Below are 12,523 nucleotides of genomic sequence, written 5' to 3' on the forward strand. Positions count from 1 at the left end.
TTCCTAAAAAACAGAATATCTACAAGGCTTTCGCTTAAAGTCTATTTATATTACCATCATACAACTTAAACCTATCACACTAAAAAAGCGCGATAGGTTTCTGCCATAAATCTATTCTAATGTGAACGAATGTTCAAAGTCAAAATCTGAAGTACCTTTAATGGCTATTTCAAATTCACCTGGTTCAACTCTAAATTCTTCTAGATTATAAAACTCTAAATCTTTGGCAGTTAATTTAAAACTCACCGTTTTACTCTCTCCTTTTTTTAGAAATATTTTTTGGAAGCCTTTTAGCTCCTTTACAGGTCTTGTGATGCTTCCTACCTTATCGTGCACATACAATTGTGCAATTTCGTAACCATCATAATCTCCAGTATTTGTAATGGTGGCTGTAGCGGTTAAGGTATCTGAAAAGCCAATGGTTTCACTTGATAATTCTACATCTGAATATTCAAATGTGGTATAGCTCAATCCATGGCCAAAGGGATACAGAGGAGTATTTGGCGCATCTAAATAATGAGATTTATAATCTTCATGCGGGTCGTGGTCTGGAATAGGTCTCCCCGTATTTTTCATGTTGTAATAAATTGGCACCTGCCCTAATGTTCGTGGGAAGGTTACGGGTAATTTAGCTGAAGGATTATAAGCACCAAACAATACATCGGCAACGCCATAACCTCCACTTGTCCCAGGAAACCATGTTTCTAAAATAGCATCGGCGAGTGTATCCTCTTCAGACAAATCTAACGGGCGTCCGTTCATTAAAACCAGTACAATTTGTTTCTTAGGCACTGCTTTTCTAATAGCTTTTATTAAATCGGTTTGTTTTCCAGGAAGTTTTATATTGGTTCTACTGGCTGCTTCACCACTCATATCGTAATCTTCCCCCATAACCATAACCACTTTATCGGCAGTTTTGGCAGCATTTATAGCTTTAGTAAAACCACTAGTGTCATCACCTTCAATTTCACAACCTTTTGCAAATGCTACTTTAGAGTCTGCTAAATATTCCTGAACACCTTCATACACACTTATAGCCTTTCCTGTTCTATCACCCGCTGCTCCCCAATTTCCAAGAATATTTTCTTTATCCTTCACCAAAGGGCCAATTAGAGCAATAGTTTGGTTTTTATCTAATGGCAATGTTTTATCATTATTTTTTAATAATACAGAACACATTGCCGCAGATTTTCTTGCAGCCTCTAAAAACTCTGGCTTGTAAATTACGTCTTTTTCGCGCTGTTCATCTATATATCTATAAGGATCGTCAAACAATCCTAATTTAAATTTTGCTAGAAGGATGCGTCGGCAAGCATCATTAATTAATGCCTCATCTACTTTACCTTCGTTTACCAGTTCTTCTAAATATAGGCGATTAGCACTACTCATCATATCTTGATCGATACCTGCTTTAATGGCTAATTCTGTAGCATGTTTTTCGTTTTCTGCAAAACCGTGTTCTACAAGTTCGTTAATGGCTGTATAATCGGTTACAACAAAACCGTTAAAGCCCCACTCATCACGTAGAATATCGCGATAAAGAAACTTATTTGCTGTAGCTGGCACGCCATTTAGTTCGTTAAATGCTGTCATAAATGTTTCTACACCAGCATCAACAGCAGCTTCAAAAGGAGGTAAATACACATTTCTTAATTCATCCATACCCATATTTACCGTATGGTAATCGCGACCAGCCTGTGCAGCACCGTAGCCTACAAAATGCTTTGCACATGCTAAAATGGTATTGGTTTTAGATAAATCATCACCTTGAAAACCTTTTACATAAGCTTTTGCTATTTCGCTACCTAAGTACACATCTTCTCCTGCGCCCTCTGAAATTCTACCCCAACGCGGGTCGCGCGAAATATCTACCATTGGTGCAAACGTCCAATGAATACCTACTGCAGAGGCTTCTTCAGCAGCAATTCGTGAGCCTTTTTCAATATCTTCTAAATCCCAACTTGCCGCTAACCCTAAATTTATAGGAAAAATGGTTTTAAAACCATGAATAACATCATAACCAAACAACAACGGAATGCCTAAACGCGTTTCTTCAACCGCCAACTTTTGTAAATCCCTAGTAGCTTTTGTTGAATATACATTTAACATTGCACCAACATTAGCTTCTTTAATGTACGTTCTAAAATTTGTATTTACAGTTGGCCCAGTAATTGTGCCGCTACCACTGTACATAACGGTTTGACCGATTTTTTCTTGGAGCGTCATTAAATTCATCAAAGAATCTACTTTAGCATCAAAAGGTGTGTCGTTTGAAGTTTTTGCGCTAGAATTAGATTCGGTTTTACAACTAAAAACAGTTATAACCAATAGAAACAAAATAGTTTTGTTAAGCATTTTATTCATTTTTTAATTTTTTTATTAGAAAAAAGCCATGGTAATAATTGAGGCTCTGCAAATGCTGAATCCCAACTATTGTGATTATCGTTTGCATATAGTGAAAAGCTAGGTGTGCCGCCATTTTTTAAAATTCCCTCTACCATCTCAACAGAAGATTGTGGGTTAACCACATCGTCTTTAGCTCCATGAAACACCCAAAAAGGTGTTGTTTTAGCGTATTTCGTTGTTGCATCTGGGTTGCCAGCACCACAAATTGAGAATGCAGCAGCAAAAAAATCTGGTTTACGGTATACAATTTCAAAAGTACCCATACCGCCCATTGATAAACCGCCAACGTAAACACGCTGCTGGTCTACATAAGGCTTTGCAACCATTTCTTCCATTAGCTTTACAACTAAATCCAACGGTTTTGTTGGCTCTATGTTTAAAGGAAACTCTAATTTTATGGGGCTTGAGCTTCTATCGACTATAGCATTCGCCCAATACGAATTTTTAGGGCACTGTGGAAATATAACAATAGCAGGAAACGCGCCCCTATTTACCGTTTCAGTAAATATTTTACTACCATGAACCAATTGCGATTTATTGTTATTGCCACGTTCTCCTGCGCCATGAAGAAATAATACTATGGGATATTGCTTAGACTCATTAAATGCTTCAGGTAGCAACATTCTATATTTTAAAGTATCTGATTGATGTACAAAATATTCTTTTGAATATAACTCCTGATGTTGTGCACCCATAAGTTGATGTATCCCAACACAAAAAAAGATTAATAAAATTTTTATTGAGTGTTGAATCATTTTTTGAATTTTAATAATTGAATCCTAATTTATCTAACCCTTTTTTAACATCTTCATTTTGCATAAACAAATTCCATAGCAAGCCTGTTCTGTGGTTTTCTATCATAATGATTTGTGGGCCTTGGTCTATCGCTAAATAAGCATCTGCAACCCAAAAATTGTTATGTGGACTTAACGCATCATAAAAACCAGCAACCCCCAGTACATCATCTTTCTTCTGATAAAGATAATGCATCACTTTTAAAGATTCCGCAGGGGTATAAGGAATTGAGCTTATGGCTGCCGTTGGAGATATAACACCTAGATCATTTGAAGGACTATGAGCTGAATATCCGATAGTTCCATCGGCGTTTCTTGAGTAACTTGCTGTTAAACCCCATAAATCTTCTCCATAATCAATAAAATTTTTTGGATTGTCAATACAATACTGTCTATTTATTTTGGTGTGATTTACAGCTAAATCCCAATAATTACCATATTGATCGGTCAAATTCTTTGGGTTCAAACCTAAAAAAGAGTAATGACTAAAAAATAATGGTCCCCCAAGATTTGAGGCTCCAGAATGCTTTAAAATTAAAGGAAATCCGTATTGCGTACTGGCAGATTTAATTGCTCCATCATTTGCCCAACCTTTATCATATACCGCTTTTGAAATTGAGTGATTTGGTGAGGCTGCTGCTAAAATGTAAGCTATCATGGCCTCATTATAGCCCCTTAACATTAGGTTAATCTCAAAACCGAAATTTGGGCTCCAATGCCAATATAATGCATCTTGCCCTTGCGTATACCAATCCCATTCTACTCCTTTCCAAAGAGTATCCGCTAAATTCGATAATGTTTTTTCTTCAGCTGATCCATTTTTGAAATACTCTTTAACACAAATTAAACCTTGAACTAAAAAAGCAGTTTCTACCAAATCACCACCATTATCTGTGGGACTAAATGGAATCACATTTGCAGAACTTCCATCTATCCAATGTGACCACGCACCATGAAAACGATTGGCTCTTCCTAAAAAATCTAAAATTTTATTCAATCTAGCTATACCTTCAGCTTTTGTAACATAACCTCTTTCTATACCAACCAATATGGCCATCAAGCCAAACCCCGTACCACCAGAAGTTACCACATTTTGGCCAAGACTTGGGTCACTTGGGTGGTATCTTTCTTTTGCTGCTCCTGAATCTGAATTTGCAAAATCCCAAAAATATTTAAAAGTTTCTCTTTGGGTTAAATCCATAATTTCCTCATCGGATAAAGGATCAATAACTGGATCATTTTGGTTTGGATCGTATGGCTCTTGATACCCTGGACCATTATCGTCTCCGCAAGAAAACATCAATCCACATAAAATTATTATTATAAATTTTTTCATCTTAATATTCGCTTTTTGTGTAGGTGAATCCTAATTTATCTAATCCGTTTTGTACATCTTTATTTGCCATAAACAAATCCCACAGCATACCAGAACGGTAATTTTCAATCATTACAGGAATAGGCCCTTGATCTATCGCTAGATACCTAGGCGTATACCAGTTATGCTCAAAGCTAAATGCATCATATGGCCCATATTTACCAATAAGAGTATCATGGTCTTTATATAATTTTCTAAGCATTTTCATGCTCGCTTTAGGTGTGTAAGGAAAAGAAGATAATGCAGCTGTTGGTGCAATAACGCCTAAATCGTTATCTGGCCTATGGCCTTTATACCCTTTAACAGAATAACTAGACGTTAAACCCCAAATACTATCGCCATACCCTTTATAATTATGAGGATTTGCTACAGCATGTTTATGGTGAATTTTAGCTTGATTTTTAACCAGTTTCCAATAATTGGCATATGTATCGGTTAAGCCTTTAGGATTTAAACCAGTATAGGAGTAATGCGCCCAAAACATTGGTCCTACAGGAGAATTGTTATGTTCGTAATAGTTAAGAACTAAATTTTCGCCGTAATATGTTTCGTTTGAAACAATTTTACCGTTTTTTGCCCAACCTTTATGATATACATCTGCTTGTATAGGATGTGTTGGTGATGCCGCTGCCAGTATATACATAATTAAGCACTCGTTGTAGCCGCCAACAGGAAAGTTCATCTCCCATTTATACTCGGGCGACCAATGCCAATATAACACGTCTTCACCTTTGGTGTACCAATTCCACTCTACTTCGCGCCAAAGCTTATCAATTTTTTCTACTAATTTTTGTTCCTCTTCGTTACCATTCTTAAAGTATTCAGCTACAGTTAACATTCCTTGAACAAGAAAAGCTGTTTCAACTAGATCACCGCCGTTATCTTTTTTACTAAATGGTGTTACTTTACCCGTTTGTCCATCTAACCAATGTGGCCATGCGCCATGAAATCTATCGGCTTTTTCAAGGAAGTCTATCATTTTAACAAATCGGTTAAACGCTTGCTCTCTGGTTATAAAACCTCGTTTTACACCTACTAAAATAGCCATCATTCCAAAACCAGTTCCACCTGTGGTTACAGTATGTTTAGGAGATGTGGGGTAGATATTATCTAAATGAATACGTTCTGGTGCTAAACCAGAATTAGGTTCGGCGCCATCCCAAAAATAATTGAAGGTTTGTTTTTGTATTTTATCCAATAACGTATCGTCGCTTAGGGCTACTTGCGTTGTACCCTCAAGTGAATTATCGTTTTGCTTATTATTTTTACAATTGAAAAAAATAAGGCATAGAATTGCTATGAAATGTAGTTTTATCTTCATGAAAATAGGTGCAAATGCTTAAATTAATTTTAGCCACGCTGTGATTACCACCTCTGCGAGAATGGTGATTTCAATTGAAATCTCTGGGAAGCGTGGCTAAAATTTTAACTAAATAAACTAAACTCTGTAATTAAACTAAACAATTTTGTTAGTTACCCATAATCTCTTGAATTTCTGATTGGGTAAGTGCTTTATCAAAAAGGTGTAATTCGTCTAAGAAACTAGAATCTGATCTATGGTTCCATCCTGTGAACCGTGGCGCTCCTGACATAATTGATAACACGTCACAACCTGTCCAATCTACACCAGTAAATGGTCCTTGACTAACTACTTGACCATTAATGTAAACTACACATTCGGTTCCAGAAATTGTGAAAGCCAAATGTACCCAATCATTTACTGCAGGATCAACATCGGCTGCAGCTCCTCCATCAAACCAACTATCGCCAGCACCAGTTCCAACATTTAATTTAAAACGTTGGTTACCACCTGCATTTTCTCTAAAAAACCTAAACCCATAAGCTCTATTATTTTGCGTCTCTGGATATCCAGCATTTTCAGTGTCCTCTGGCCCTACAACCAAAATACCAGCCCTATCTGGGGTTGCATTTAATTTATGCCACATGGTAGCACTAAATTCAGCGCCTAACAAATCTGTAGTTGGGAATGTTAAATAAGAATCTGCAGCGCCTGCATAAGCATCGGCCCCTAGTTTACTTTCTCCTGCAAAACTTGGAGAACCAACCGTTGTAGCTGATGCACCAGTTACCCAGTTTTTGTAAGTACCATCAAAAGCCATATACATAGTTTCACCATCTGCCGGTGTGTAAGGGTTTGTAACTCCAAGTATATTTTGAATCTCTCCTTGAGATAAGGCTACGTTAAAGAAACGTAATTCATCCATATAACTATGATCTGATCTGTGATTCCATCCTGTAAAACGAGGTGCACCAGACATAATTGATAAAATATCGGTACCTGTCCAATCTATTGGGCTTGACAAGGGACTTTCTCTTACCATAACTCCATTTAAATAAACTCGAGCTTCAGTAGCAGAAATAGTAAATGCAATACTTACCCATTCATTTTTATCTGGATCTATATCTGCAGCAGCACCGCCATCTACCCAAGTATCTCCATTGCCAGTTCCAACATTTAGCTTAATACGTTGGTTTCCTCCTGCATTTTCTCTAAACAGCCTAAAACCGTTACTTCTTTTATTTTGGCTGTCTGGGTAATTTGCATTATCAACATCTTCTGGACCTACAACCAAAATACCTGCTCTGTCTGGTGTAGCATTAACTTTATACCAAAATATTGCAGAAAGTTCGTTACCTAGCTGCATTGGGGCAGTTGGTAATGTTAAATACGAATCTTCCGCACCTGCATAGGCATTATTACTAGCTAAACCTTCGCCTGCGAACCCTGGAGTTCCTACTTGAGTAGCTCTGGTAACAGTAATAAATTCTGTGTAATCGGTTTCAAAATCCATGTATAAGATTTCGTTTGCAAAAATGGGTATATATGGTGGTTCTTTTTCAAAATTTGCTGTAACTGTGGTTGATTTTCCACTAATGTCTGTGGCTACTACCTTAAGTTCATGTTGACCTGTAGTTACATTATCAAAAGGTACTTCAGCCAACACACGTCTATAATCTTTAAAGTTACCACTCATCGACGTGATTTCGTTGTTATTTATTAATACTGAAATAGTTTCAACCTCAATATCATCAGTAACTTCAAATTCTATATTTATGGCTACAACAGGATCGTTCACCTTAATTTTTGTACCATCAGTTGGGTACTTTAAGGTTACTTGAGGCGCACCAGAATCTGGTCCTGGATCTACCTCTGTAATAGGATCTATACCATCGTTACATGCGAATACAAGTAATAATGCTAGAAATCCAAAAAATGTATGTTTTAATGTTTTCATTTTCTTTAATTTTTTTATTAGTTAACTGCTCCTTCTAAAATTGGAAATTGGTCTACCTGAGGTTGCGGATAAGGCAAAAATGCCTTTTCTGGTGAGAATGTTCTACCATCGTAGTTTAATTCACTGTAGCGCTCTAATCGTATTAAATCGTAGTAGCGTTTACCCCATTCCATTCCTAGTTCTGCAAATTTCTCATCAATAACATCGTCTAATGTAACTGATTGTAGGGGATCCATTCCAGATCTTTCTCTTACTAAATTTACTGCTTGAGTAGCTGTTAAAGTACCTCCTGATGCTCCTTGGGTTAGTGCTTCGGCATACATTAAAAGTATTTCGGCGTAACGAATAACCATGTAATTTTTATTACTCCCGTAAGCAGTTCTTCCTGGTATTAATTGGTTAGATGGTAAATAATGCTTACCACTAGCAAATAATGCCCTAGCATAATCGTTAATTCTATCACCATCTCTTGTGGTATTTGATATCCAGCTAGGAAGTGTGGCGTAGGCAGGATCTGTTTGTATTTCTGCTATACCTCTATCTGTAAATAGCACACTAGTTTCTAAACGTACTTCTTCACCTCTATCTAACATAAATTTAATGAACTTTAAACTAGGCTCATAAAATCCCCAGCCTCCTGAAGCACCTAGAACAGCTGGCGTCCATCCTTGAGGACCGTAAGGCGCGAATAAATGCCCTTCACGATCGCCTTCGCCTTGCCCAAAATCAGAATATTGCAAATCTAATATACTCTCGTTACTAAGCTTCCCAGGAGTTTTGAACAACTCATAAAAATCTGGGAATAGACTAAATTTACCTGAACTAATAATTTGTCCCGTTGCATCTGCAACAGCCTGGTAATCTTTTAATTCCTGACTTGCCAATGCTTTTATTGCTAACGCCGTGTAACGTGTAACGCCTCCAGGTAAATCTGTACGTTCGTTAGGTCGCATATCTGGAAGAAATGGCATTGCTTCGTCCATTTGATCTACTATATGCTGCATTACTTCTTGTTTGGTTGGTACAGAGGTAACATCTAACAACTCAGAAGTATTAGATGATGTTGGAATAAACACATCTCCCCAAACTCTAGAAATATCAAAAAGCATTATAGCTCTTAATACTTTAGCTTCTGCAATATACTGATCGCCTTCTGCTACACCTTCTGCATCTGCAAATTCTTGATATCTGGCAATCTGCTCCATACCTGTATGTGCAGAAATAACATCTACATACACATTTTCCCACAGGGAATTGTACATCCAGTAATCTTTATTGTAGTTGAACAGATCTGTTTCTGTAAAATCTTGCTGGTCTCCCAAACCACCAGAATTTACATCATCTCCTCTAACCGAAATTAAAAGTGGTTGTTCCCAACCTCTGGACTGGAAAGCCTCGTACACACCAACAATAGACAAAATCATGTCTTCTGTTTTGGTAAAGTCTGTTCCTCCGGCAAAATTGTTGTTCTCTTGTGGCTCATCTAACTTGTCTGCACAACCTACTAAGGCAAATGCCAAAAAGGCTATTATAGTTAAAGGCGCGTAAATGTTTTTAAATAATTTTTTCATAGCTTTTAAAGTTTTACGTTAACGCCAACAGTATATACTGCAGGAATTGGATATGTTTGATTATCTACACCATTTGGAACTTCAGGGTTAAAACCGTTATAGTTAAACAGTGTTATAGGTCTTTCGGCAGTCATGTAAATTCTAACTTTTGGAATAGATGTATTACTACCGTCTCTGTTGATGGTATAACCCAATGTTATGTTTTGAATTCTAAAGTAATCGCCATCTTCTACATAATAATCGTTAAGACGTTGGTTCCACCCCTTTCTAACTGCTGCCGACGATGGATACGAATTAGTTGTTCCTTCTCCATGCCATCTATTTACGGCAAAATCTCTATCCCAGTTGGTATCACTTGTAAAGATAACCTCCATACGCTTGCGGTTAAGTATTTTATTTCCGCCTTGGCCTGTTCCTACGAGGTTAAAATCCCAATTTTTATAGTTGAACCCTAGGTTAAAACCAAAAGTATAGCTTGGTAAAAACGATCCTAAAACTACTCTGTCGTCGTCGTCAATTGTGTTAGGATCTCCTCCATTTTCTTTGTATTTAAAATCTCCTGGAACCAAACCATTTGCTACAGCAACAGGATCTGCATCAATTTCAGCTTGGTTTTGGTATATCCCTTCTACTTCTCTGCCGTAAAATGCGAATAAAGATTCCCCAACAATAGAGCGTTGTCTAAATTCCGCACTACCTGCATCTAAAAATGGTTGTCCACTTAAATTCAAAACCTCATTATTTAATGTGGCAAAGTTTGCACCTACGTTAAAACTAAAGTTTTCATTTAGCTGTTTAGAATACCCCACAGCAACCTCAAAACCAGAGTTTCTTATTTCCCCAACATTATCCCTTGTTGCTCCAGGTATCAAAGGTCTTTCTACAGGAATAACAGCGTCTTCGGTATCTCTCACATAATAGTCTGCTTCTATACTTAAGTCGTTGTTTAATAAACGAGCAGTAAAGCCAATGTTAGTCTCTTCTGTAACTTCCCATTTTAAAGCGGTAAAATCGCTTCCTGTATTTAAACCACTAAATCTTGTATCTCCTAGGGCTGTCTCTACAACTGTTGAAGTAATTGAGCCATTACTTGCTGGCACTTTATCGTTTCCTAACAACCCCCAGCTACCACGTAACTTCAAGAAATCGAAGATACCATTATCTTTCATGAAAGCTTCCTCAGAAACTACCCAGCCAGCACCTATAACGGGAAAATACCCCCATTTTTCTTGATACTTATTGGTACCATCTGCTCTAAATGTTCCATATAATAAATAACGATCATCGTAATTATATGTAATTCTAGTAAAATATGATAAACCATATTCTCTTGCCCCTCCATCTCCTACATCATCTTGTACAATAGTTTGGGCTTGGTCTAGATAATATGCCTCTTCACCAGAAAGTGGAAAATTTAACCCTCTAGCTTCTAATTCCTGAAACGATTCGTCTCTAAAAGATGTACCCAACAATACAGTAAAGTTATGCTTATCTATGCTATTTGTATAGGTTAGGGTATTATCCCAAATTTGATTTGAAATTGTAGCGCTTCTTTTGGTTAACGACGCATCTTCTCTTTGAAATTGATTCCCTATAAAGTAGGGTAATCTTATATTTCTCTCCTCAATAGTTTGAAAATTATGATTATAAGCTGTTTTAAACTTTAATTTTTCTGGGATTAAAGTAAGTTCAGCGAAAAAATTTGCTAAAACATTTCTTATTTTTAATCTGTTTTCTGCTAAATCCATTGTAGGAAAAGGGTTTTGACCGCCTCTATACCCTAAATCTTGTGCATTGGCATAGTTAGTAGGAAACACATTGGGGTCGTCTGCCAAATTAGGATCCAGAACAGGCATAATTGGTACTGCATAATAGGCTAATCTCCAAGCTGAATTTTCAGGATCGAATCTGGTAGCGTTACTTATTACTGTATTGGCACCAACTTTTAGCCAATTATTTGCTTTAAATTCTATTTTAGATCTTAAGTTAAAACGTTCGTATTCGTTTTTCATGTCCATAATACCCTCTTGCGAAAAGTAGTTAGCCCCTACAGAGTAACTTACATTTTCTGCACCACCTGTAACACCTAAACTGTGATTTTGCATTAAGCCCGGTCTTAAAATCTCATCGTACCAATCTGTGTTAACATCTGGTATGTTAGGGTTTACACGGCTACGACCATAACGCTGCATAGCATTTAGTATAAATTGAGCATCTGGTGCAGAACCAGATTCTCGAGCTAAGGTTGAAAACTGTTCAGCATTAGCAAGTTTCAACACATTTTGCGCCACTTGAAATCCAGAAAACCCATCATAAGTAATCTCGGTTTTTTTGTTGTAAGCACCAGATTTGGTTTCTATTAACACTACACCATTAGCAGCACGAACACCATAAATAGCAGCTGCAGAAGCATCTTTTAATACCGAAATTGAAACTACATCGGCTGTATTTAAAAAATCTATGTTATCGAAGAACATGCCATCTACCACATAAAGCGGACCTGAAGCTCCCGTATCATAGGAACCAATGCCACGTACCCTAATAGTTGGTCCTTGCCCTGGAGAACCATTACTCACTACTTGCATACCAGCAACCTTACCTTGAAGCGACTGCATTACAGAGCCCGTTGGTACAGCTGCAATTTCTTCAGATTTAATTGTAGTTATGGCAGAAGTTAAATCTACCCTTCTTTGCGTACCATAGCCTACTACCACCACCTCATCTAGCGCTGCAATATCAGATTCTAATGTTACATTAATTTGTGTTTGATTTTGAATGAGTACTGTTGTGGTTTTAAAGCCAAGGGAGCTAAATTCTAAGGTTTCCCCAGAACTTACGTTGATGGTGTAGTTACCATCAAAATCTGTACTCACTCCTCTAGTTGTTCCCTGTACAATAACGTTAACCCCAGGAATGGGCATATTATCCTCGGCACTCGTTACTGTACCGCTTACGGATTTTTCCTGAGCGAAAACATGCATTGTTAACAGCAGAATTAACAAAAAAGTAAATCTTGTTTTCATATAGTCTTATTTTAGAATGTTAGTTTCTACTAAATTAAAGACTATATAAGTGCATGTCAAAAAATTGAATACACATAAATTACGTCATTACCCAAAA

Annotated in this window: 7 protein-coding genes; all 7 read right to left on the reverse strand. The window is 37.1% G+C overall.

Annotated elements, in window-relative coordinates:
- Positions 1 to 111: 111 nt before the first annotated feature.
- Complete coding sequence (locus tag CLV33_RS01705; protein WP_105472436.1) at positions 112 to 2,364, reverse strand: glycoside hydrolase family 3 N-terminal domain-containing protein; 2,253 nt, start codon at positions 2,362 to 2,364, stop codon at positions 112 to 114.
- Entirely contained in the window at positions 2,361 to 3,161 is an 801-nt protein-coding gene (locus CLV33_RS01710) for a carboxylesterase family protein (RefSeq protein WP_105472437.1), read from the reverse strand. Before CLV33_RS01710 ends, CLV33_RS01705 begins: the two co-directional genes overlap by 4 nt.
- A 10-nt stretch (positions 3,162 to 3,171) precedes the next feature.
- Entirely contained in the window at positions 3,172 to 4,536 is a 1,365-nt protein-coding gene (locus CLV33_RS01715; RefSeq protein WP_105472438.1) for a glucoamylase family protein, read from the reverse strand.
- Between the two features lies 1 nt (position 4,537).
- Positions 4,538 to 5,896 carry a glucoamylase family protein gene (locus CLV33_RS01720; RefSeq protein ID WP_105472439.1) on the reverse strand — a complete coding sequence of 453 codons (1,359 nt, stop codon included), beginning with the start codon at positions 5,894 to 5,896 and terminating at the stop codon, positions 4,538 to 4,540.
- A 148-nt stretch (positions 5,897 to 6,044) separates the two neighbouring features.
- Positions 6,045 to 7,832, reverse strand: coding sequence for a LamG-like jellyroll fold domain-containing protein (locus CLV33_RS01725; RefSeq protein WP_105472440.1), 1,788 nt, complete (start codon positions 7,830 to 7,832; stop codon positions 6,045 to 6,047).
- A gap of 17 nt (positions 7,833 to 7,849) precedes the next feature.
- Positions 7,850 to 9,403, reverse strand: a complete 1,554-nt coding sequence (locus CLV33_RS01730) for a RagB/SusD family nutrient uptake outer membrane protein (protein WP_105472441.1) — start codon at positions 9,401 to 9,403, stop codon at positions 7,850 to 7,852.
- 5 nt (positions 9,404 to 9,408) lie between these two features.
- Positions 9,409 to 12,426 carry a SusC/RagA family TonB-linked outer membrane protein gene (locus CLV33_RS01735; RefSeq protein WP_105472442.1) on the reverse strand — a complete coding sequence of 1,006 codons (3,018 nt, stop codon included), beginning with the start codon at positions 12,424 to 12,426 and terminating at the stop codon, positions 9,409 to 9,411.
- Between the last annotated feature and the right edge of the window lie 97 nt (positions 12,427 to 12,523).

It is taken from the genome of Jejuia pallidilutea, assembly GCF_002973595.1.
Taxonomy (GTDB): domain Bacteria; phylum Bacteroidota; class Bacteroidia; order Flavobacteriales; family Flavobacteriaceae; genus Jejuia; species Jejuia pallidilutea.

Coding starts and splice junctions, on each gene's coding strand:
- CLV33_RS01720 (WP_105472439.1), bottom strand. CDS start 5,896: ATGAAGATAAAACTACATTTCATAGCAATTCTATGCCTTATTTTTTTC.
- CLV33_RS01705 (WP_105472436.1), bottom strand. CDS start 2,364: ATGAATAAAATGCTTAACAAAACTATTTTGTTTCTATTGGTTATAACT.
- CLV33_RS01725 (WP_105472440.1), bottom strand. CDS start 7,832: ATGAAAACATTAAAACATACATTTTTTGGATTTCTAGCATTATTACTT.
- CLV33_RS01715 (WP_105472438.1), bottom strand. CDS start 4,536: ATGAAAAAATTTATAATAATAATTTTATGTGGATTGATGTTTTCTTGC.
- CLV33_RS01735 (WP_105472442.1), bottom strand. CDS start 12,426: ATGAAAACAAGATTTACTTTTTTGTTAATTCTGCTGTTAACAATGCAT.
- CLV33_RS01730 (WP_105472441.1), bottom strand. CDS start 9,403: ATGAAAAAATTATTTAAAAACATTTACGCGCCTTTAACTATAATAGCC.
- CLV33_RS01710 (WP_105472437.1), bottom strand. CDS start 3,161: ATGATTCAACACTCAATAAAAATTTTATTAATCTTTTTTTGTGTTGGG.